This is a genomic window from Bradyrhizobium sp. Ken51, assembly GCF_055807435.1.
Window position 1 is genome coordinate 180094 of the sequence record NZ_JBVVPB010000012.1, and the last position, 20867, is coordinate 200960.

The window sequence follows — 20867 nt, forward strand, 5'->3', positions numbered from 1 at the left end:
CTCTTTACGAATCTGACTTCGGACGTTGTCCGAGGAAGAAGGACGAGGACTTCAGCGGCGTGAAAGTCGGCCGCTTCAGGCCGGCGCCGAGCAGCGGCGCGGTGTCGACAGGTGCCGTGATGGAGGCGGTGGTCCTGCCCTGCGGCGCCTCGGGCGTGCAGGTGCCGGCGACGAAGGTCGGCTCCGGCCCAAGCGCCGTGCCGCGGCGGGCGTACTTGTCGTAGGCCAGCGGCAGCGTGTTGTTCAGGCCCTCATGGCCGAGGCCCCCCTTGGCGTCGATCGCCATCATCTCGCTCTGGCACATCTTGCCGGTCTCGACGCACATGTTGAGGATCAGGCGGTAGAGATCGGAATCGATCGTGCCGTAGCGCCGCACCGGCTCGTTCTGGCTGGGCTTTTCGAGCTGGAGATATTCGGCGCGGCCGAGCGAACCGCCGCCGGACTTGGCGCTGGCGATCCAGGCGTCAAAGCCCTTGTCGTCGAGACCCTGGAAGTTGAAGTGCATGCCGGAGAAGCCGGCGCCGCTGTAGTTCGCCGAAAAGCCCCGGTAGGTGCCGGCGTGGTTCACGACGGCGTGGAGCTTGGTCTCCATGCCCGGCATCGCGTAGATCTGGCCGGCCAGCGCGGGGATGTAGAACGAATTCATCACCGAGGACGCTGTGATGCGGAAGTTGATGGGACGATCGACCGGAGCTGCCAGATCGTTGACGGTGGCGATGCCGTAGTCCGGATAGATAAAGAGCCACTTCCAGTCGAGCGCGACGACGTCGACCTCGAGCGGGGCCTTTGACTGGTCCACGGCGCGGTCGGCATGGATGCGGCCGAGCGTGCGATAGGGGTCCAGCAGATGCGTACCCATCCAGGTCAGCGCGCCCAGGCAAACGATAATCAGAAGCGGCGCCGACCAGATCACCAGCTCGAGGCTGGTCGAGTGGTCCCATTCCGGCTCGTACCGGGCGTCGGTGTTGGACTGGCGGTAGCGCCAGGCGAACAGCACCGTCAGCGCCATCACGGGCACGACAATCAAGAGCATCAGGACGGTGGAAATGATGACGAGGTCGCGCTGTTGCGCCGCGATATCGCCGGCCGGCGCCAGCACGACGTAGTTGCAGCCGCTGAGCGCAACCGCCAGGGGTAGCAGCGCCAGAATCTTGAAACGGGACACGGGCCGAGCCTTATGAGAATGAGTTTCCTTTGCGGGCCCAAGGGGTAGCTGCGGCGCAGCAATCGGGACATTGGACAATTTGTCCAATGTTGCAGTGCGGGATGTTGCGCCAGACAGGCTTGGATTGCCTGGCGCCTTGCCGGGCGGTCGGCTTTGGTTTTCAGGACGTTAAGGGCGCACGAATGGCGATGGCACAGACCCCCGCAATGGCAGACCACTCGGGCGAGCACGGCCACGACCAGGCCAGTCCCGGCGAGATCGCTATCGGCGTCATCATCGGCCGCACCTCGGAATTCTTCGACTTCTTCGTCTTCGCGATCGCCTCGGTGATCGTCTTCCCGCGCCTGGTATTTCCGTTCACGAGCGAACTGACCGGCACCCTCTATTCCTTCATGATCTTCGCGCTGGCCTTCATGGCGCGGCCGATCGGCACCGTCATTTTCATGACGGTCGACCGCGAATACGGCAAGACGGCCAAGCTGATCTCGGCGCTGTTCCTGCTCGGCACCGCCACCGTCGCGATCGCGTTCCTGCCCGGCTATCACGAGATCGGCGTTGCCGCGATCTGGCTGCTGGCGCTGGCGCGCATCGCACAGGGTCTGGCCTGGGGCGGCGCCTGGGACGGCATGGCCTCGCTGCTGGCGCTGAACGCGCCGCCTTCGAAGCGCGGCTGGTACGCGATGGTGCCGCAGCTTGGCGCGCCGCTCGGTCTGATCGTGGCGAGCGGGCTGTTCGCCTATTTCGCCGGGAATCTCTCGGCCGACGATTTCTTCGATTGGGGCTGGCGCTATCCGTTCTTCGTCGCCTTTGCCATCAACGTCGTGGCGCTGTTCGCGCGGCTGCGCATGGTGACGACGGAAGAATATGCCTCGCTGTTCGAGACCCGCGAATTGCAGCCCTCGCGCATCTCCGAGACCGTGGCGCGCGAAGGCCAGAACATCATGCTCGGTGCGTTTGCGCCGCTGGCAAGCTTCGCTCTGTTCCACATGGTCACGGTGTTTCCGCTGTCCTGGGTGTTCCTGTTCACCCGCGAAAGCCCGGTGCGCTTCCTGATCATCGAGATCGTCGCCGCCGTGTTCGGCGTCGGCGCGATCGTGCTCTCCGGCGTCATCGCCGATCGCGTCGGCCGCAAGTCGCTGCTGATGGGATCGGCGATCGCGATCGCGATCTACAGCGGCTTTGCCCCGCAGCTGCTCGATGCCGGCGCGTTCGGCGAGACCATCTACATGGTGATCGGGTTTATCCTGCTCGGTCTGTCGTTTGGCCAGTCGTCGGGTGCGATCGCCTCGAACTTCAAGCAGACGTATCGCTACACGGCCTCGGCGCTGACCTCCGACATGGCCTGGCTGTTCGGCGCCGGCTTTGCACCGCTCGTCGCCCTGTTGCTTGCGACCAATCTCGGCGTCATCGCCTCGGGTGCGTACCTGCTGTCGGGCGCGTTCTGGACCTTGCTCGCGCTCTGGCTCAGCGGCCAGCGCGAGGCCGGCGATATGGACGCGGGGCGCTGATCGGGCGGAGCTTGTAGGGTGGGCAAACGCGCGTAAGCGCCGTGCCCACCATCTTTCAACAATCCTGATCGGGAATGGTGGGCACGCTTCGCTTTGCCCACCCTACGGCAGTTTAGCGTACGTCAATCCGCCACGACCTTCACGCGATCGCGCACCTTCACCTGCGCGTTGCGATCGAGGCCGTTGAGGACGCGAAAACGCTCGGCCGGGTGATCGACGCCCGCCATGCGGTGGGAGAGCGATTCCACGGTGTCGCCGGGCTGCACGGTGATGACCTTGATGCGCAGCGGGCGCGCGGCCTGGATTTCCTCGAGCGTCAGGCGGCGGAATGAACCGACGGTCTCGCGCGCATTGCGCTCGCTCTCGGTCGACTTCTGCCGTGCCGCGAAGATGAAGCGGTAGACGTCGCTGCCGAAGCGCAGGGCATAGACCTTGAACTGCCACTGATCGCCCTTGGCGGTGGCGGACGCAGCCGGAAAACCGTTGATGGTGATGTCCTCGGTGGAGGCCTTCTCGACACCCTCCATCCAGCCGGAATTCAGGTAATCGCCGAGCGACTGTTCGGCCGGCACCCGCACGACGTCGAAACGCATCGCCTGCGAGCCGCCGTCGCGCACGCCGATCACGGCTTGCGCGGTATTGTCGAGCGTAAAATTGTCCGGCGCCTGGAAGGTGAAGCCGAGCTTCGGATGCAGGAAGCGCCGGCCGCGGACAAAACCTTCGCTGGGATCTTCGCCGTAGACGAGGTTGTCGATCGCGGCGAGATAGGTCTCGCGGTCGCGCTCGCCGCCCTCTGGCGCTGCGTATTGCCGCGCGATGGTCTGCGCGTTCTGCACGCGCTCGGGCGTTGCCGGATGCGACGAGGTGAAATCCTGCGCGCGCGGATCGAGCGAGGTCTTGCCGACCTTCAGCTCGGCATTGCGCTCCATCGCCGAGAGAAAGCGTGCGGCACCATAAGGGTCGAAACGGGCCTTGGCGGAAATCCCGACGCCGACACCGTCGGCCTCGAACTCCTGATTGCGCGAAAAGCTCGCCATGGTGAGCTTGGTCTTGGCGAGCGCGAGCGCGGTGAGATCGGGATCGTTGCTCATGTCGGTGACGACGCGGGTGACGATCGCGGCCTGGCGGGCCTGGTCCTCGCGCATCGCGGCGTGCTTGGACAGCACATGCGCCATCTCGTGGCTGAGCACGGAGGACAATTCCGACGTGTCGCTCGCGAGCGCAAGCAGACCGCGCGTGACATAGAGCTGGCCGTTTGGCAGCGCGAACGCGTTCACCGCGCCGGAATTGAGGATCGTGACCCTGTAACCCTGGTCGGGGCGGTCGGACGCCGCGACCAGCCGGTCGACGGTCTTGCTGACGAGCGATTCGAGCCTTGGGTCGTCATAGGTGCCGCCATAGCTCGCCAGGATGCGCTCGTGCTCCTTCTCGGTTGCGGGGGTCTGCGCGACGGCCGGCTTCGGCTTGGGCATCGCGACGGTCGGCGGCGCCGCCGCGGTCTGGAAGCGGCCCATATCGCCGCAACCGGCAAGGGCTGAACCGAGCACGAGGCATAGCGCAGCCGGCGCTGCCCGCAGGCGGCGGCGTTCACCTTGTCCGTGCCGTCCTAGCACCCCATTCACGTCGCTTAACCCGTGCCTGGCCCCTTTTAGGGCCTTACCCCTGTCGGCTCGTTTGCGCCCAGCAACTCGATTTGTCCCACGAGGCGTACATCGATACGCGGCCCCGTATTCCCCTCAGCCCAGCCCCGGACACGAATACGTTTATTTTCCAGAGACTTAAGAGCAATCCCGGCACTTTCGAACGCGGGTACCATGCGCTTTGAAATAGTCACGGCGAAGCCGCGTGTCCAGTTTCGTCCGAAGTTGAGGTAGGTCATTGCCCCAGCTTGCCGGACCGACAGAACTTTGCCTTCGACCACCACAAAACGCCCGATCCCCGCCAAAATATCGTCCGAACTTTCCGCGTTTTTTATGGCCGATGGGTCAGCCCAATTGCCCTTTTTTTGGCGCCTCGCCTCGGCCTCCGATGCCATCAAGACGGCCGCGCAGTCCTTATCGGCGATCTCGGCGGAGACGATGGCGTCGCCCCGGGCGAGGAGCGTCGCCTGCACAGAGATATCGCTCTCGCCGACAAAGACCAGCGCGCCCTGGCGGCCATAGCGGTCGGGCGTGTCGTCGGCACTGCGCAGGATCACGTCGCGCCCGACCAGCAGCGCGGTCAGCGCCTGCCTCGTGGTCGCGGTCGGCTCGATGCCGGTCAGGCGGATTTCCCGGCCGTCATCGAGCCGCAGACTGCGCGCATCGATCGCGGTGACGCGGCCTTCGCCTTGGGACTCGAACTGGCACGGGCTCGCGAATGCGCTCTGACTCGCGACGAGAAGGATTGCGATCAGGCGAAGCCGTTGCGTCACGTTGCCCGGTGAGGTTGCGTTGCGTGCCAGTCTTAACTCAAGCGTGGCGTGTCGCGAAGAGGCTTCGTCAGGCTCCGTCATTGCGAGCGCAGCGAAGCAACGAGGTGGAAGCAGTTGTCTGTACTTCGCCATTCCGCTTTGCGGAAAACATGCGCGCCAATCCTGTTCTCGTAGCGCAGCTTCGCTTGATGCGCTCTTGTGCATGCGGCATGATTGCGGCAACAGCTTTAACCAAGAGCAACAACCAAGCCGCCATCAGAGTACGGCGCGATAAGGGAGGTCTTTTTCGATGAAGCATGTTTTGTCGGGCGTTTTTGCTGCTGCGTTGGCGCTGAGTGCAAGCGCCGCGCAGGCCCAGGATAAACCGCCACTGAAGATCGGCGGCATCCTCGACATGTCGAGCCTGTATGCCGACATCACCGGCCCCGGCAGCGAGACCGCGGCCAAGATGGCCGTGGAGGACTTTGGCGGTGAGGTGCTCGGCCGCAAGATCCAGGTGCTGGCTGCCGACCATCAGAACAAGGCCGATCTCTCCGCCAACATCGCCCGCGACATGCTCGACAATCAGGGCGTCGAGATGATCTACGACGTCGCGGCCTCCGCGACCGCGCTCGCCGCCGGAGAGATCGCGAAAGCGCGCAACAAGATCATCATGTTCAACGGCCCGGGCTCGATCCGTCTCACCAACGAGGCCTGCGGTCCCTATACCATTCACTACGTGTTCGACACCTACGGCCAGGCCAACGTGACCGGCCTTGCGGCCGTGAAGTCGGGCCTCGACACCTGGTACTTCCTCACCGCTGACTACGCCTTCGGCCAGGATCTGGAGAAGGACACCAGCGCCGTCGTGACCAAGACTGGCGGCAAGGTGCTCGGCAGCGTGCGCCATCCGCTCAACACGTCGGATTTCTCGTCGTTCCTGCTCCAGGCCCAGGCCTCGAAAGCAAAGGTGATCGGGCTCGCGAACGCCGGCGGCGACACCGTCAACGCCATCAAGCAGGCGGCCGAGTTCGGCATCACCAAGGGCGGCCAGAAGGTCTCGCCGCTCCTCGCCTTCGTGACCGACATCGACTCGATCGGGCTCGAGACCGCGCAGGGCCTGCTGCTTGCGGAGGCCTTCTACTGGGATCTCAACGACGACACCCGCGCGTTCTCGAAGCGCTTCCAGGAGCGCATGAAGCGGCCGCCGACCTCGGCGCAAGCGGGCGTCTATTCTTCCGTGACTCACTACCTGAAAGCGGTGAAGGCGGCCGGCACGACCGACGCTGCGACGGTGATGAAAGTGATGAAGGAGACGCCGATCAACGACTTCTTCGCCAAGAACGGCAAGATCCGCGAGGACGGCCGCATGCTGCACGACATGTACCTGTTCGAGGTCAAGAAGCCGTCGGAATCCAAGGGCCGCTGGGACGACTACAAGCTGCTCGCCACTGTGCCCGGCAGCGAGGCGTTCCAGTCGCTGGAGCAGTCGCGCTGTCCGCTGGTGAAGAAGTGACGGCGTAACGTCAGTCACGACGTCATCCCGGGGCGCGAAGCGAACCCGGGATCTCGAGGTTCCGGGTTCTCGCTTCGCGAGCCCCGGAACGACGGAGATACAAAACAACAACAAGGGAGACGCCCCATGAGTAACGACATGGTCCTGCAAAAGCTCGAAGGCGGGCTGCTCACCATCACCATGAACCGGCCCGAGCGGAAGAACGCGCTCAATCCGGACATGGTCGCCGGGCTGGTCGTGGCGGCGCGGCGCGCGGCGGATGATCCGGAGGTGCGCGCGGTCTTGTTCAAGGGCGCGGGTGGCAGCTTCTGCGTCGGCGGCGACGTCAAGTCGATGGCCGAGGGCCGGGCGCCGCTGCCGTTCGAAGTGAAGATGGCGAACCTGCGCCGCGGCATGGAGGTGTCGCGCATCCTGCACCAGATGCCAAAGCCTGTGGTGGCACAGCTCGACGGCGCGGCCGCCGGCGCGGGTCTGTCGATGGCGCTGTCGTGTGACCTCCGCGTCGCCTCCGAATCCTGCAAGATCACCACCGCCTTCGCAAAAGTCGGCTTCTCCGGCGATTACGGCGGCACCTATTTTCTCACACAACTCCTCGGTAGCGCGCGGGCGCGCGAGCTCTATCTGACCTCGCCGGTGCTTTCCGCGAAGGAAGCGCATGCGATCGGCATGGTGACGAAGGTCGTCCCCGACGCCGAGATCGACACGGCCGCGCACGGGCTCGCGCTGTCGCTGGCGCAGGGCCCGTCGATCGCGCTCGGCTTCATCAAGCGCAACATCAACAATGCCGAGCATCTCGCGCTGGAAGATTGCTTCGACGGCGAGGCGATCCACCACACTCGCTGCAGCGATACCGAGGACCACAAGGAGGCGGCAAAGGCGTTCGTCGAGAAGCGCAAGCCGACCTTCAAGGGCACATGACGATGGCGCCCTATATGCGTCTGCGGCAGATCTGCCTGGTCGCGCCGCAGCTCGCGCCCGTGATCACTGACATCGCCGATATCATGGGCCTCGCTGTCTGCTACCGCGACGGCAACGTCGCGAAATACGGCCTTGAGAACGCGCTGCTGCCGGTCGACACCATCCTGCTGGAGGTGGTCGCGCCGTTCAAGGACGGCACCACCGCCGGCCGCTTCATCGAGAAGAGCGGCGGGCGCGGCGGCTACATGGCGATCTTCTGCTGCAACGATCCCGACGAGCGCGGTCGCAATGCCAACGCGCTCGGCGTGCGCACCGCCAACGTCATCGACCACGCGCCCTATCACGGCGTGCAGCTCCATCCCCGCGACTGCCGCGCCGCCTTCATCGAGTTCAACCACACCGAAGGCAGCGACGACATTTTAGGGCCTTATCCGCCGGCGGGGCCGGACTGGCAGAAATTCATCCGCAAGGACGTGACGCAGGCGTTGACGAGCGTGGAAATGCAGAGCCCGGACCCGAAAGGGCTGGCCGAGCATTGGGGCAAGCTCATCGGCGTTGCGCCGAGTGGCGATGCCGAACTGGCGCTGCCCAACGCGACCTTCCGTTTCGTGAAGGGCGCCAGCGAAATCATGGGCGCGCTGGAGTTTCGGGTGGCGGATACGGCGCGCGTGTTGCATGCCGCCAGGGCAAAGGGTCTTCCGGTCGCGGGCGATGAGTTCCTGCTGGGCGGGGTGACGTTCCGGCTTGTTGCTTGATCGCTTGGTGGGGCGGAAGTAGTAGTCACAATCAACGCCGTCGTCCCGGCCTAGTGCGCAATTGCGCACGGGGGCCGGGACCCATACCGCGTGATCTATCGAGGGAGCACAGTGTTCATACCGAAGAACGACTAAGAGTCTTCGCCAAACATCTCCCTCCGGCCAAATTTGAAAGCTACCGCCCCCTGAAATTCGCCACCCGCCGTTCTTCCGTGGCCTTCACGCCTTCCTTGAAATCTTCCGTCGCGCGCAGCCGGGTCTGCTCCTCGAGCTCGTGATTGGTTGCCGCCATCACGCGATCGGCGAGGCCAGCACGCATCGTGGCGCGGGTGGAGACGAGGCCGAGCGGCGAGCATTCGGCGATCTCGCCGGCGAGCTTCAGTGCGGCCGCCTTGACCTGGTCCTGCGGCACGAGTTCGTTGGCGAGGCCCCATTTAAAGGCCTCTTCGCCGGTGACGCGGCGGCTGGTGTAGAACATCAGCTCGGCGTTGTTCTTGCCGATCAGCTCGGGCAGGGTCACGGTCAGGCCGAAGCCGGGATGGAAGCCGAGCTTGGTAAAATTCGCGGAGAAGCGCGCTTCGGGGCAGGTGACCCGGAAGTCCGCCGAGACCGCGAGACCCAATCCGCCGCCGATGGCAGCGCCCTGAACGGCGGCGACGATCGGCTTCTTGGCGCGGAAGATGCGCACGGCCTGGATGTAGAGGTGATTGATCGCGCCGAGGCTGTCGGCGGGGTCGCCCTTGGCCGTCTTATCGGCTTCGCGCGCCTCTTGCGCCTGCCGTGCCGGGTCCTGGAAATTGGCGCCGGCGCAAAACGCCTTGCCCTGCGCCGACAGCACCGAGGCGCGAATCTCGATGTTGCGATCGAACTCGTCGAGCGCGTCCGCGATCTGGTTGATCAGCGAAATGTCGAAGAAGTTGAGCGGCGGGCGGCGGATCTCGATGGTGCCGACGTGACCAACTTTTTCGACGCCGATATCTTTGTAAGTGCTCATGATGTCCTCGAATGATTAGCGCAAGCCAAGCCCGCGGGCGATGATGCCGCGCAGCACCTCGGTGGTGCCGCCCTGGATGGTGAGTTTCGGCGCGGTCTTGATGGCGAAGTCGAGCTGCCGCTCCAGCGTCTCGCGATTGGTCGCGGTCTCCTCGACGAAGGCGGCGAGATCGCGCACGCGGTGCGGAAGCTGCTGCTCCCACACCGTGCCGATGTCCTTGACGATGGAGGCTTCGACGACCGGCTCCTTGCCAGCCTGCAGCATGCCCGCGACCGAGACCGACATGCGCCGCATGGTGTGGAGCTGCGCCACCAGCCGGCCGATCCCTTCGGCACTGCGGGTGTCTGGATTGGGGCCAACGGCGCGAACCAGCTCGGTCAGCACGTAATAGGTCTCCAGAAAGCGCTCGGGTCCCGAACGTTCATAAGCGAGCTCGCTGGTCGCCTGCTTCCAGGCGCCGTCGACTTCGCCGAGCACATGATCGTCAGGCACGAAGAAATCGGTGAAGACGACCTCGTTGAACTCGTACTGCCCGGTGATCTGTCCGATCGGGTTCACCTGGATGCCCGGCTGCTTCATCTTGACCAGGAACTGGGTCAGGCCGTGACGCCGGTTTTCCTTGGTCGGCTGCGACGTCCGGAAGATCGCGATCATGTAGTCGGCGATATGCGCCGACGAGGTCCAGATCTTGGTGCCGTTGATGAGATAGCCGCCGTCGGTCTTGGTCGCGCGGGTCTTCGCGGCGAACAGGTCCGAGCCGGAGTTCGGCTCGCTCATGCCGATCGCGAAGCAAATCTCGCCGCGGCAAATGCGCGGCAGGATGTCCATCTTGATGTGCTCAGGCGCGTATTTAATCAGCACCGGCCCGCTCTGGCGGTCGGCGACGAAGAACCGCCGAGTCGGCGCGTTGGCGACGCGCATCTCCTCCGTCACCACGTAACGTTCGAGGAACGAGCGCTCCTGGCCGCCATATTTCTTCGGCCATGTCATGCCCAGCCAACCCTTGGCGCCGACCCGGCGGGAAAATTCCGGCGCGTCGGTGTCTTCGCGGTTGGGCTTGTGCGGATCGAAGGTGCCGGCGGCGATCTCTTCCGCGAGGAACGCGCGCACTTCCTTGCGCAATTGCTCGCAATTCTCGGGCAGGCGGATCGGATCGAAACGGAGGGCAGCGGTCATTGTTGTCTCGTCCCTGATCAGCGCGAAGCCACGAGCGGCCACAATTCGTCGGCGCCGCGGTTTGCAACCAGCTTGCCGAGCTCGACGGCCCAGTGGCTTTCCGAACCGAAATCGTCGCGCCAGGCCAGCGCCCGCAGCGAATAGCGGTGCAGGATGTGCTCCAGGGTGAAGCCGATCGCGCCATGGACCTGGTGCGCGATGGCGCCGCCCTTTTCCGCGGCTTCCGCGCAGCGGATCTTTGCGGAGGCAGCTTCGAGATAGACCTCGTCATTGAACGACTTTGCGTTGGCGATGGCATCGGCCGCAGAGGTCGCCGCGGCAAGCGCAGCAGCCGACTCGCCGGCGAGGCGGGCGAGGTTGTGCTGCACGGCCTGGAATTTGGAGATCTTCTTCTCGAAGGCGACGCGCTCGTTGGAATAGCGCACGGAGATGTTGAGCATCGATTCCAGCGCGCCCGCGATCTGAAGGCTGCGCGCGACGCCGCCCATCAGCATCATTGTGGTCTGGTCAAAGCCACTCGGGGCGGGCTTGATGGTGACGGGCTGCACCTTGTCGAGCGTGACGGTGTCGCTGTGGTCGTAGCCGACATTGAGTCCGGTCTCGATCCGACCCTTGCTCGCATCGACCAGCGCGATCGAGGCGCCGTCCTTGCCGTGGGCCAGCACCGCGAAGTGCTTTGCCGCCTTCGCGAAGGGCACGCCGCGGGCGCGGCCGGAGAGCGCACCATCGGCATCGCGCGTGATCCGATCCTTCGGGGATGCCGGCAGCACCGTCATCTCGCCCTCGGGGGATGCGATCTTCGCCTGCGCCAGCAGCCAGCCTGCCAGCATGGTTTCGGCCAGGGGAACCGCGACTGCGAAACGGCCGGCGGCGTTCAGCAGCGCAAAGCCGTCGGCAAGGCTCGCGCCGGAGCCGCCGAGATCGTCGGGCACCCACGACAACGGCAAGCCGGCTTCGCTCAGCGCCTGCCATAGCGGCGCCTGCCACGAATCCTTCTTGTCGTTGTTGACGGTCTGCGGATCGGCGAGATCGGCGAAGATTTTCTCCGCGGTCTCGACGACGATATTGTCACTCTCCGCCACAGCGTTCCCCGTGTTTTGCCATTGGCGCGTCCGGCCGGAGGGCAGGGCACGCGGGTTCTTCTTGCGCCCGATGATCCAAAAAAGCCATGGCCCTGACAAGCGTTGATCGCAGGTCAACCTGCGGCGCGGACATGGGCGATGAGCTAATTCCGCTTAGCGGAGTTTGCTCGATTTGCAGGGCGCGGCAAACTCGCTAAACAGAACGTCGATAGTCAATCAAGGGGAAGGAAATCCGGATGGCAAAGGACAGTTTGTGCGCAATCGTGACGGGGTCCGCCTCCGGCCTGGGTGCTGCGACCGCGGAAATTCTCGCACGGAGCGGGGCGCGGCTCGTCATCAACTATTCCTCGAGCCAGAAGGAAGCCGAGGCGACCGCGGAGCTGTGCCGCAAGGCCGGCTCACCGGAAGTTCTGGTCGTGCAGGGCGACGTCTCGAAGGATGACGATTGCCGCAAGATCGTTGCGGCAGCCAGCGGCTGGGGCCGGCTCGACATGCTCGTCAACAATGCCGGCACCACCAAGCATGTCGCCCATGCCGATCTCGACGGATTGTCGGCGGAAGATTTCCAGCGCCTCTACGGCGTCAACACCATCGGCCCATTCCAGATGGTGCGCGCGGCGCGCGGCCTGCTTGAGGCCGGCGCCAAGGCCTCTGGGCGGCCGTCCGCCGTGGTCAACATCTCCTCGGTTGCCGGCATCAGCGGTGTCGGATCGTCGATTGCGTACGCCGCGAGCAAGGGCGCGCTCAACACCATGACGCTGTCGCTGTCGCGCGCGCTGGCGCCGCTGATCCGCGTCAACACGGTATGTCCGGGCTATATCGACACCCCCTGGTTCACCAAGGGCCGCGGCGAGGCTGGCGCCAAGCAGGTGCGCGACAGCGTCGTGGCCAAGGTGCCGCTGAAGGTCGCGTCATCGGCGGAAGACATCGCGCAGCTCGTCTGCTTCCTGGCGATGCCGGCCTCCAGCAACATGACCGGCGAGGTCGTGCGCATGGATGCGGGCATGCATTTGGTGACGTGAGGTCGCCAAACTCTCTCCACGTCATGGCCGGGCTTGACCCGGCCATCCACGCGTTCCCGCGCGGATCAAAAGACGTGGATGCCCGGGTCAAGCCCGGGCATGACGATGAGGTGGCGGTGTGCCGCTTTCGACGCTTTGAAGCGTCACCCCTTGATCACGCCGCTCGCTACCAGACGGTGCCAGATGAACAGCACCACCACGGCGCCGATCGTGGCCATGATGAATCCCGCGCCTTGGTCGGGACTGTAGTGCCCGATGGCCTGGCCGATGAAGGTCGCGAGAAATGCGCCGGCGATGCCGAGGATGGTGGTGAGGATGAAGCCGCTCGGATTGTTCGGTCCCGGCGCCAGCCAACGCGCGATGAGGCCGGCGACGAAGCCGACGACGATGATCCACAACAAGCCACCCATGCTCATGTCCGTGCTTCCCTCGCTTTGACTAAACTAAATCAGACTCTACCCGCGATCTCTTGCTCGGTCGGCAGCCGTCCGTCCGGCGTCAGATGGTCGACCACCTGCGGCAGATACTGGCTGAGGCCCGAGAGCAGCTCGTCACGCGACAGGCCGCTCTGGGCGGACAAGCTCTCGATCTGGTCGGCGCCGAGCGCATTGGCGAGATCGCCTGGTGCGATCGCCTTGTTTTCGCCCTTGCCGACCCAGGTATTGGCGGCATCGCCATGACCGCTCTGCTGGAGTTGGTTGAGGAGATCGCCGAGACCGCCGCTGAGTACGCTACCGGCCGCGCCGCCCGCGAGCAGGCCGCCAAGGCCACCCTTCAACAAGTCACCGAGGCCGCCGTCAGCGCCCGCATTCACCGGCGGGGGGAGATGCGTCGGCGTCGGTGCCGGGGACGGCTGCGGCGCGCTGCCGCTCTGGTTGCCGCTCAAATGCTTGAATGCCTTCCAGGCGAGCAGGCCAAGGAGCGCCATGGTCATGGGCGACATGCCGCCGCTGGATGAGGATTGTGAACTCGGCGTGCTTGGGCCGCGCGGGCCGTTCTGCATGCCGTTGAGGACGTCGAGCAAACCCATGGCGTTCTCCTTTGGCGCTTTCTTGCCGTAACAAGCCCCGCTCGAAAACATATGAGGCTGTCATGACGGTTACAAGGCGATTGCGCCGCAACTGCGGGAATGGGCAGCAGGCACAGCCTCTGCTATCGAGGGCAGATCGTTGAGGGGGCAAGCCAAGGTGGTTACGGATCGACCGATCGTGGTGGCCGGCGCAGGCGCCATCGGATGTTTCGTCGGCGGCACCCTGGCCGCTGCCGGCCGCCGCGTCGCGCTCCTGGTGCGGCCGCGGGTGAAGGCCGAGATCGAGCGGTTCGGCTTGCATCTGACCGATTTCGAAGGCTCAGAGAAGAAGCTCAGCGCGGGGCAACTCGCGCTGTCGGAAGATCCCGCGATCTTCCACAGCGCCGGCATCGTGCTGGTCACGGTCAAGAGCGCCGACACGGCCGCTGTCGCGGAGCAGATCGCGCAGCATGCGCCGCAGGACGCCGTCATCGTCTCGCTGCAAAACGGCGTCGGCAATGTCGCGGTGCTGCGCGAGCGCCTCGGCGACCGCCGCGTGCTCGCCGGCATGGTGCCTTTCAACGTGGTCGGGATGGGTGAGGGCCGCTTCCACCGCTCGACCTCCGGCGACATTCATGTTGGCCAAGATGATACGAACACGGCCGCAGCGCTGTCGGTGCCAGGGCTCACCATGCGCGCAAGCCGCGACATCACCGGGGTGCAATTGGGCAAGCTGATCATCAATTTGAATAACGCGCTCAGCGCCTTGTCCGACGTGCCGCTCGCCGCGCAATTGGCGAACCGCGACTGGCGAAGGCTGTTCGCCGATCAGATGGCGGAGGGGCTGGCGGCGATGAGGGCCGCCGGCATCACACCGGTCTCGGCGACGCCGATCCCGTCGTCCTGGACGCCGACCTTGCTGAGACTGCCTGATCCGATTTTCAACCTGATCCTGGGAAGGACCATGAAGATCGATCCCGAGGCGCGCTCCTCGATGTGGCAGGATTTGAACCAGGGGCGCAAGACCGAGATCGACTATCTCCAGGGCGCGATCATCGCGCTCGCCGAACAAAACAGTGTCGACGTGCCGCTGTCGCGCCGCATTGTTGCGCTGATCAATGAGGCTGAGGCCGCGGGCAAGGGCCCGCCGCGGCTGACGCCGCAGCAGATTCGCGGGTAACGCATGAGTTCAGGCTGGGCGAAGCGAGGAGCAACGATGAAGCGTCGTCTGATGATCGGGTTCGCGCTGTCTTTGCTCTGCGTTGCGTCCTCGGTCGCGGAGGCCCGGCCGCCGACGGTCATGAACTCTCCCGGCTATGACAGCCGATTGCAGGAGAGCAGGTCGCAATTAGGCAGTTCACCGACAACAACGGCCCCGGCGACCGCGCCGGTAGCTCAACCGAAGCGCAGCAAGAAGAAGCCTCCGAACTGAGGTGCAGGCGGCGCCACATCCTCCGCCGTCGTCCCGGACAAGCGCGCCCGAAGCGCGCGCCGATCCGGGACGACGGCGGAGGGTGTAGCTCTGCCGGAATGACACCAAAGAAGCTCAGCCCTTCTTCGCCGGCTTGCTTGGCGTCGGGCTGAACAGCTTCTTGATGTCGTTCAAACCATCCGACAGCCGCGGCCATTCGCAGGAGAACGAGCCCTTGGTGCAGGGCGCGCCCTTCGGCCGCGGCCGCGCGTCGCCGATGGCGGCCTGTTGGACCTTGGGCCGCTCGACCGGCACCGGCACGCGCTCGACCTCGGTTCGCAACGCGACCCGCTGAAGCTGCTGCACCTGTTGTTCCTGCTGCTCGCGCTGCTGGCGCGCGGTGGCCTGCGCGGCTTCATTGCTGCGGCGCTGATTGGCGAGATAGGCGGTGTAGGCTTCGTCGATCTTCTTCTGCTCCTCCGGCGTCGGATTGGGGCCGGCGATGTCGAAGGTGCGGTCCTGGAGGAAGTCGTAATAGGAATAGCCGCCGCCTGCCTTGCGCCGGCCGGCGAATTTGGCGTTGCAGTCCGCAAGCGCAGCCGTCTTCTCGGACTTGGTCGTGGCTTTCTCGGCGGCATCGGCGCAAGCCTCGAAGTCAACAGGCGCGCGCTTCCACCATTGTGCCTGGGCATGCGACGGCGCCAGCAGGAAAAATCCTGCTGCGGCAACGACAAGCGCCGCACGACGCCATGCAACTAAGTTCGACATTCTACGAGAGCATTCCTTGCAAAACTCAACCCGAACTGAGTCGGGCTGATTTTTGCCCCTTTATGGCCGGCTTGTCACCCATGGAACTCGGGAATTTCATGGCTGGGATGCTGACATTTTTTGCTTGACGTGGCGCGGGAGTCACAGCGTCACTTCATCCTGCGCTCGCCTCACCGGCGACGCCAAGAAAACGAAGTGGAAACGCCTGATGCTGCTGCCCCTGTCCGACGTGCCGCGCTGGTACGCCGAGCGCAAACCGCAAGGCACGATCGCCGTCCGTCACGGGCAGGATACGCTGACATGGGACGCGCTCGAACGCGGCGCCAACCGGCGCGCGCGGGCGTTCATGGCCAAGGGCGTCAAGCCTGGTGATTTCGTTGCGATCGGATTGCCCAACGGCAATGCGTTCTTTGAGACTTCCTTTGCGGTGTGGAAATGCGGGGCGACGCCGACCTCGCTGTCATGGCGGCTGCCGCGCGGCGAAGCCGCCGCGGTGCTCGACATCCTAAAGCCGGCGCTGGTGGTCGGCGGCGAAGCCGATTGGAACGCGCCGAACCGTCTGCCCGCGGATTTCGTGCCGGAAGGGTTTTCGGACGAGCCGCTCACCGCACCGGTGGCGCGCTATTGGAAAGCCATGACCAGCGGTGGATCGACCGGGCGGCCGAAGGTGATCCTCGATCACCAGCCGGCGGTGATCGACACCGTCGCCACGCCGCCGCTCAATATTCCCTTCGGGGTCTCGCTGCTCAATCCCGGTCCGCTCTATCACAACGCGCCGTTCATCGTGTCGCACTACGCGCTGTTCACCGGCGGCCAGCTCACGGGCCTCGTCAAGTTCGACGCCGAGGAGGCGCTGCGGCAAATCGCGCGCGAGCGCGTGCAATGGGTCAATTTCGTGCCGACCATGATGCACCGGATCTGGGCCCTGCCGGAGCACGTGCGCAACGCCTATGACGTGTCGAGCCTGCAGACCGTCTTCCACATGGCCGCTCCGATGCCGCCTTGGCTGAAGGAGAACTGGATCGCCTGGCTCGGGCCCGAGCGGATCTGGGAGCTCTACGGCGGCACCGAGCGGCAAGGCTCCTGCATCATCTCCGGCACGGAATGGCTGACGCACAAGGGTTCGGTCGGCAAGATCGGCGAGATGGCGCGCTTGCGCATCATCGGCGAGGACGGCAACGACGTTGCGCCGGGCGAGACCGGCGAGATTTATTTCCTCAACAATGACGGCAAGGATGCCACCTATCACTATCTCGGCGCCGAGCCGAAGCGCCGCGCCGACGGCTGGGAATCGCTCGGCGATATCGGCAGGCTGGATGCGGACGGCTACCTCTATCTCGGTGACCGCCTCGCCGACATGGTGCTGCGCGGCGGCGCCAACATCTATCCGGCCGAGGTCGAAGCCGCCGTCTCCGCCTGTCCGGGCGTGCGCTCCTGCGTGGTGGTGGGATTACCCGATCCGGAATTGGGCCAGCGCGTCCACGCCATCATCGAGCCGGAGGGCGATGCGGACGGTCAGGCCATCGCCGACGGGATGGCGGATTTCCTGAAAGAGAGGCTCAGCCGCTACAAGCACCCCGAGAGCTTCGAGATCGTCGCCGCTCCGCCACGCGACGATTCCGGAAAAGTTCGTCGCACGCTGTTGCGCGATGAGCGCGCAACATGGATGAAGGAGGGGCGCGCCTTCCGGATTTGGCCGGCGAAGGCAAGGGCGGACGCAGAGTAAAGGGCGCACGCCGATCAAGAGAATTCACGGGAAGGAACGAGATTATGACCATCACCATCGCCGCGAACGCTGTGCCGAAGCCACCGGCCGAGATCATCGACGGTTTTCGCGGTGCGCCGACCTCGGTCATTTCGGACAATCTCGGCCGGCTGCCGGGCGCCGTCGGGCTCAAGCCCTATCATCGCGGCGCCAAGCTGGTGGGCACGGCCTTCACGGTCCGCACCCGTCCCGGCGACAATCTCGCCATCCACCGCGCGCTCGAGCTGGTGGGCCCCGGCGACGTCATCGTGGTCGATGGCGGCGGCGATGAGACCCGCGCGCTCGTCGGCGAGATCATGAAGAACATCGCGCAGTGGCGCAAAGCCGAAGGCTACGTCATCGACGGCGCGATCCGCGACGTCGCGGCGTTCGCGGCCGATGATTTTCCATGTTATGCCCGCGCAGTGATCCACCGCGGCCCCTACAAGAACGGCCCCGGCGAGATCAACGTGCCTGTGACCATCGGCGGCAGCGTGATCTCGCCCGGCGACATCGTCGTCGGCGACGAGGACGGCGTGGTGTCGTTTGCCGCCGCCGGTGCCGCGGCGCTGCTGGACGCCGTGCGCGCCCAGGTCGCGCGCGAGGAGGACACACTGAAGGCGATCCGCGAGGGCCGTTATCAGGGCTCGTATGGCAAATCCTGAACAGCGCGAGGCTTGGTCAAAGCAATGGTCGAATCGATCGCACGTCGACGTTGGCCATTGCCTCTTTCGAAAGTGATTTCACAACTTTGTTTCGGTCAGACTTGCTTCGTGCTTTTTGCTGCTGGGGATACTTCAAGTGACGAGGAATTACGCGATCGTCCTGCCTAGCTTCTTCGTTCTGTTGGTCTCTGGAAGCAACGAGGTTGGTTCGTGGAAGATGCCGCCTTTTGGCTCCGGCCGCGGGGCAGCGCCCATTTTCAATCGCGATCGCGTCACTGATAGTCATCTGGCAGTCGAGGCCGCTTCGACCGAGACAGAGCGACGACTAACTGAAGGGGTTTACGCAAAAGCCAACGGTCTGCCCCCAGGTGAGGTGGAAAAGCGCTTTGCGGCAAGTGGAGTCCTGCGATGTCCTGGTGGAGATAGCAGCGCTCAAGTGACAGGAGCGCGCGACGTGATTACCACGGCGGCTCACGCGTTTCGGGACCTTTGCAAACCCCATACGTCACCTGACAAGTGCATATTCGAGTACTATCTCGGAGCCGAGAGGCGTGCCATTCCTTTGTCAGCGACCCTATGGATGGGCACATGCGTTGAGAGTGCGCCCAAGGCGATTGTCAGCGACTGGGCAGTCGCAAAGCTCGAGTCTGCCGCGGAAGTGACGCCTTACGAGATCAATGAACGAACTGAAAGTGTGGTCGAGCTGGAGCGTGTCCTGGCGGTTGTCGGTTACGACATCGAAGCCACGGGAAGAAGGGACAGGTACGGCCCCTTCAACAAGACGATTCAGGAGTGCCAGATACGCGACGTAAGGGACTGGTCGATATTCGAAACGAGCTGCGAGTTCACAGTAGGGGCATCAGGTAGCGCTTTGTTTCGTCTGTTGGACGGTCGAATGACTCTGTTCGGCGTCCTTAATGGGGACTATCACGACAAAGAATATTGCCCACGAGGGAGCTGCGAGTTCAAGAGCCGGCATTGGTCGAGCGTGTATGTTACCGTGAAGGGTGAGTTCAAAGATCGCCTTCTGGCCGCCGTGAGCCAGTCTGCTGCAAAATAAAGCGCAAAAGGGAGGATGACGTGAGCCAGAAGGACGAATTCCACAATCTCGACGATACCGCCGACGGGCTGTTTCGCGAGCTCGCGGCAGGAGTGACCACGCGCATCTTCTCCGGCGAGCAGGCGATGCTGTCGGTGGTGACGCTGGCGCCGCATGCGCAGGGCACGCTGCACCATCATCCCGAGGAGCAATGGGGCGTGCTGCTCGACGGCTCCGCCATCCGCGTCCAGGGCAATGAGGAGGTTGCCGTGAAGAAGGGCGACTTCTGGCGCACGCCGGGCAATGTGCCGCACACCATGCGCGCCGGCCCCGACGGCGCCCGCGTGCTGGACATTTTCAGTCCGCCGCGGCCAGAATACAGAAAAGCGGGATCCGGTTTCGGAACGACTTAAAGCGCCAAGAGCAAAAGCCGGGCGCGAGAAAACAGGGGAGGGATACCATGACGATCACACGACGGACGCTGCTCGCAGCGCCGGCTATTCTCGCGATGACGCCGGCGTTGGCGCAGGCTTCAAAAATCACGCTGGTGGTGCCGTTTCCGCCGGGCGGATCGACCGATGCGATGGCGCGGCTGCTCCAGAGCCACCTGCAAACCAAGCTCAACCGCATCGTCATCGTCGAGAACAAGTCGGGCGCCGCCGGTGCGCTCGGCGCGGCGCAGGTCGCCAAGAGTCCGCCTGATGGCTCGACCTTCCTGGTTACCTTCGATTCCCACGCGGTGATCCCCTCCATCCTCGACAAGCCGCCCGTCGATGTCGAGCGCGAGCTGATGCCGGTGTTGCTGGTCGGCACCGCGCCTTACGTGATCGCCGCCGGTGCCGGACGTCCCTACAAGAGCTTTGCCGACGTGGTGGCGGCCTGCAAGGCGACGCCCGGCGCGGTGAAGTATGCCTCCGTCGGCATCGGCACGCTCGGCCATCTCGCCATGACCGTGCTCGGCAACAAGGCCGGCGTCGAGATCATGCACGTGCCCTATCGCGGCGGCGGTCCCGCGATGAACGACGTGCTCGGCGGCCATGTCGATCTGATCGCGGGATCTGCGGCGCTGGTCGCGGCCCAGCTCGGCACCAACATGCTGCGTCCGATCCTGCAGCTCGGCCGCGAGCGGCTGCCCGGCCTGCCGGATACGCCGACCGCAATCGAGGCAGGCTTTCCGGATTTCGAGACGCTGGCCTGGTGGGGCATCTTCGCGCCCACGGGCACGCCGCCGGACATCGTCGCAGCCCTCGCGACGGCCTCCAAGGAGATCCTGAGCGAGCCCGCCACCGCCGCCCAGCTCAAGGAGACGCAGCAGATGACGTTGCTGCTTGAGGACGCTCCCGCCTTCAAGACCTTCTTCGACAAGCAGGTCGCCACTTGGGGCAAGGTGGTCAAGGACAACAATATCCGGGCGTGAGGCGACCGGCAGCCCTCCGCATTGAGCAATGCGAAGGGCTTCCGATCCCGCCTCCGCTTTGATATGAAGCCCCGGTAACCCGCTCTGCGGGTTCCGCGGTCCCGTAGCTCAGCCGGATAGAGCGACGGTTTCCTAAACCGTAGGTCGGAAGTTCGAGTCTTCCCGGGATCGCCAGTTTTTCAGTGAGCAATCGTCGGGTTTGCCACGCTCGTCGGCGCAAAAATTGCTAGAAGCGCGAAGCTTCCTTCCTGGCCCGGGCTGACTGTCGCCCCGCCTCGCTGCCATA

Annotated in this window: 20 protein-coding genes and 1 tRNA gene; 12 read left to right on the plus strand and 9 right to left on the minus strand. The window is 64.5% G+C overall.

Annotated features, from left to right (window positions below; genetic code table 11):
- Positions 1 to 4 precede the first annotated feature (4 nt).
- A complete protein-coding gene (gene cyoA / locus AC0L27_RS21375) occupies positions 5 to 1165 on the minus strand; it encodes a ubiquinol oxidase subunit II (RefSeq protein WP_354063468.1) in 1161 nt (386 codons plus the stop codon).
- 182 nt (positions 1166 to 1347) lie between these two features.
- Between cyoA and AC0L27_RS21380 the strand changes: the two genes are divergently transcribed.
- A complete protein-coding gene (locus AC0L27_RS21380) occupies positions 1348 to 2673 on the plus strand; it encodes an MFS transporter (RefSeq protein WP_275172760.1) in 1326 nt (441 codons plus the stop codon).
- A gap of 122 nt (positions 2674 to 2795) precedes the next feature.
- Here the strand turns inward: AC0L27_RS21380 and AC0L27_RS21385 are convergent, their stop codons facing one another.
- On the minus strand, positions 2796 to 4286 hold the full coding sequence (locus AC0L27_RS21385) for a M48 family metalloprotease (RefSeq protein WP_473320277.1): 1491 nt from the start codon (positions 4284 to 4286) through the stop codon (positions 2796 to 2798).
- A gap of 35 nt (positions 4287 to 4321) precedes the next feature.
- Positions 4322 to 5167, minus strand: a complete 846-nt coding sequence (locus AC0L27_RS21390) for a thermonuclease family protein (protein WP_354207925.1) — start codon at positions 5165 to 5167, stop codon at positions 4322 to 4324.
- A 208-nt stretch (positions 5168 to 5375) separates the two neighbouring features.
- Between AC0L27_RS21390 and AC0L27_RS21395 the strand changes: the two genes are divergently transcribed.
- The 3 genes from AC0L27_RS21395 (at position 5376) to AC0L27_RS21405 (ending at position 8254) form a co-directional block, all read left to right on the plus strand.
- Positions 5376 to 6581: an ABC transporter substrate-binding protein gene (locus AC0L27_RS21395; protein ID WP_354207490.1), complete on the plus strand. Its 1206-nt coding sequence runs from the start codon at positions 5376 to 5378 to the stop codon at positions 6579 to 6581.
- A gap of 126 nt (positions 6582 to 6707) precedes the next feature.
- On the plus strand, positions 6708 to 7499 hold the full coding sequence (locus tag AC0L27_RS21400) for an enoyl-CoA hydratase (protein WP_354207492.1): 792 nt from the start codon (positions 6708 to 6710) through the stop codon (positions 7497 to 7499).
- A gap of 2 nt (positions 7500 to 7501) precedes the next feature.
- A complete protein-coding gene (locus AC0L27_RS21405) occupies positions 7502 to 8254 on the plus strand; it encodes a VOC family protein (RefSeq protein ID WP_354207494.1) in 753 nt (250 codons plus the stop codon).
- Between the two features lie 175 nt (positions 8255 to 8429).
- Here AC0L27_RS21405 and AC0L27_RS21410 read toward each other — a convergent pair whose 3' ends face one another.
- The 3 genes from AC0L27_RS21410 to AC0L27_RS21420 are packed head-to-tail and all read right to left on the minus strand — an operon-like array spanning position 8430 to position 11506.
- Positions 8430 to 9248 carry an enoyl-CoA hydratase/isomerase family protein gene (locus AC0L27_RS21410; protein WP_354207496.1) on the minus strand — a complete coding sequence of 273 codons (819 nt, stop codon included), beginning with the start codon at positions 9246 to 9248 and terminating at the stop codon, positions 8430 to 8432.
- A gap of 15 nt (positions 9249 to 9263) precedes the next feature.
- Entirely contained in the window at positions 9264 to 10424 is a 1161-nt protein-coding gene (locus AC0L27_RS21415; protein WP_473320248.1) for an acyl-CoA dehydrogenase family protein, read from the minus strand.
- Positions 10425 to 10441: 17 nt separating this feature from the next.
- Complete coding sequence (locus AC0L27_RS21420; protein ID WP_354207498.1) at positions 10442 to 11506, minus strand: acyl-CoA dehydrogenase family protein; 1065 nt, start codon at positions 11504 to 11506, stop codon at positions 10442 to 10444.
- A 236-nt stretch (positions 11507 to 11742) separates the two neighbouring features.
- Here AC0L27_RS21420 and AC0L27_RS21425 point away from each other — a divergent pair, with 236 nt between their 5' ends.
- A complete protein-coding gene (locus AC0L27_RS21425; RefSeq protein ID WP_354207500.1) occupies positions 11743 to 12528 on the plus strand; it encodes an SDR family NAD(P)-dependent oxidoreductase in 786 nt (261 codons plus the stop codon).
- A gap of 143 nt (positions 12529 to 12671) precedes the next feature.
- On the opposite strand, the gene AC0L27_RS21430 is transcribed toward AC0L27_RS21425, so the two are convergent.
- Positions 12672 to 12944, minus strand: coding sequence for a GlsB/YeaQ/YmgE family stress response membrane protein (locus tag AC0L27_RS21430; RefSeq protein ID WP_196236584.1), 273 nt, complete (start codon positions 12942 to 12944; stop codon positions 12672 to 12674).
- Between the two features lie 32 nt (positions 12945 to 12976).
- Positions 12977 to 13558, minus strand: coding sequence for a YidB family protein (locus AC0L27_RS21435; RefSeq protein ID WP_354207502.1), 582 nt, complete (start codon positions 13556 to 13558; stop codon positions 12977 to 12979).
- A 157-nt stretch (positions 13559 to 13715) separates the two neighbouring features.
- Here AC0L27_RS21435 and AC0L27_RS21440 point away from each other — a divergent pair, with 157 nt between their 5' ends.
- Positions 13716 to 14717: a 2-dehydropantoate 2-reductase gene (locus AC0L27_RS21440; protein ID WP_354207504.1), complete on the plus strand. Its 1002-nt coding sequence runs from the start codon at positions 13716 to 13718 to the stop codon at positions 14715 to 14717.
- A gap of 366 nt (positions 14718 to 15083) precedes the next feature.
- Here the strand turns inward: AC0L27_RS21440 and AC0L27_RS21445 are convergent, their stop codons facing one another.
- Positions 15084 to 15716 carry a hypothetical protein gene (locus tag AC0L27_RS21445; protein WP_354207506.1) on the minus strand — a complete coding sequence of 211 codons (633 nt, stop codon included), beginning with the start codon at positions 15714 to 15716 and terminating at the stop codon, positions 15084 to 15086.
- A 208-nt stretch (positions 15717 to 15924) separates the two neighbouring features.
- On the opposite strand from AC0L27_RS21445, the gene AC0L27_RS21450 reads away from it, so the two are divergent.
- From AC0L27_RS21450 to AC0L27_RS21475, 6 genes are all read left to right on the plus strand, one after another.
- A complete protein-coding gene (locus tag AC0L27_RS21450) occupies positions 15925 to 17442 on the plus strand; it encodes an AMP-binding protein (protein WP_354207508.1) in 1518 nt (505 codons plus the stop codon).
- Between the two features lie 44 nt (positions 17443 to 17486).
- Positions 17487 to 18125, plus strand: coding sequence for an RraA family protein (locus AC0L27_RS21455; protein ID WP_354207510.1), 639 nt, complete (start codon positions 17487 to 17489; stop codon positions 18123 to 18125).
- Positions 18126 to 18261: 136 nt separating this feature from the next.
- Complete coding sequence (locus AC0L27_RS21460; protein WP_354207512.1) at positions 18262 to 19185, plus strand: hypothetical protein; 924 nt, start codon at positions 18262 to 18264, stop codon at positions 19183 to 19185.
- 20 nt (positions 19186 to 19205) lie between these two features.
- Positions 19206 to 19577 (plus strand): cupin domain-containing protein, encoded by a 372-nt coding sequence (locus tag AC0L27_RS21465; RefSeq protein ID WP_354207514.1) that lies wholly within the window; start codon positions 19206 to 19208, stop codon positions 19575 to 19577.
- A 47-nt stretch (positions 19578 to 19624) separates the two neighbouring features.
- On the plus strand, positions 19625 to 20581 hold the full coding sequence (locus tag AC0L27_RS21470; protein ID WP_354207516.1) for a tripartite tricarboxylate transporter substrate-binding protein: 957 nt from the start codon (positions 19625 to 19627) through the stop codon (positions 20579 to 20581).
- Between the two features lie 97 nt (positions 20582 to 20678).
- A tRNA-Arg gene (locus AC0L27_RS21475) sits at positions 20679 to 20755 on the plus strand.
- Positions 20756 to 20867: the final 112 nt, after the last annotated feature.

What these genes read in the sequence shown, in the direction of transcription:
- AC0L27_RS21380 (WP_275172760.1), top strand. Translation starts at nt 1,348, where the DNA reads ATGGCGATGGCACAGACCCCCGCAATGGCAGACCACTCGGGCGAGCAC.
- AC0L27_RS21390 (WP_354207925.1), bottom strand. Translation starts at nt 5,167, where the DNA reads ATGACGGAGCCTGACGAAGCCTCTTCGCGACACGCCACGCTTGAGTTA.
- AC0L27_RS21395 (WP_354207490.1), top strand. Translation starts at nt 5,376, where the DNA reads ATGAAGCATGTTTTGTCGGGCGTTTTTGCTGCTGCGTTGGCGCTGAGT.
- AC0L27_RS21400 (WP_354207492.1), top strand. Translation starts at nt 6,708, where the DNA reads ATGAGTAACGACATGGTCCTGCAAAAGCTCGAAGGCGGGCTGCTCACC.
- AC0L27_RS21405 (WP_354207494.1), top strand. Translation starts at nt 7,502, where the DNA reads ATGGCGCCCTATATGCGTCTGCGGCAGATCTGCCTGGTCGCGCCGCAG.
- AC0L27_RS21410 (WP_354207496.1), bottom strand. Translation starts at nt 9,248, where the DNA reads ATGAGCACTTACAAAGATATCGGCGTCGAAAAAGTTGGTCACGTCGGC.
- AC0L27_RS21415 (WP_473320248.1), bottom strand. Translation starts at nt 10,424, where the DNA reads ATGACCGCTGCCCTCCGTTTCGATCCGATCCGCCTGCCCGAGAATTGC.
- AC0L27_RS21425 (WP_354207500.1), top strand. Translation starts at nt 11,743, where the DNA reads ATGGCAAAGGACAGTTTGTGCGCAATCGTGACGGGGTCCGCCTCCGGC.
- AC0L27_RS21430 (WP_196236584.1), bottom strand. Translation starts at nt 12,944, where the DNA reads ATGAGCATGGGTGGCTTGTTGTGGATCATCGTCGTCGGCTTCGTCGCC.
- AC0L27_RS21435 (WP_354207502.1), bottom strand. Translation starts at nt 13,558, where the DNA reads ATGGGTTTGCTCGACGTCCTCAACGGCATGCAGAACGGCCCGCGCGGC.
- AC0L27_RS21445 (WP_354207506.1), bottom strand. Translation starts at nt 15,716, where the DNA reads ATGTCGAACTTAGTTGCATGGCGTCGTGCGGCGCTTGTCGTTGCCGCA.
- AC0L27_RS21450 (WP_354207508.1), top strand. Translation starts at nt 15,925, where the DNA reads ATGCTGCTGCCCCTGTCCGACGTGCCGCGCTGGTACGCCGAGCGCAAA.
- AC0L27_RS21455 (WP_354207510.1), top strand. Translation starts at nt 17,487, where the DNA reads ATGACCATCACCATCGCCGCGAACGCTGTGCCGAAGCCACCGGCCGAG.
- AC0L27_RS21470 (WP_354207516.1), top strand. Translation starts at nt 19,625, where the DNA reads ATGACGATCACACGACGGACGCTGCTCGCAGCGCCGGCTATTCTCGCG.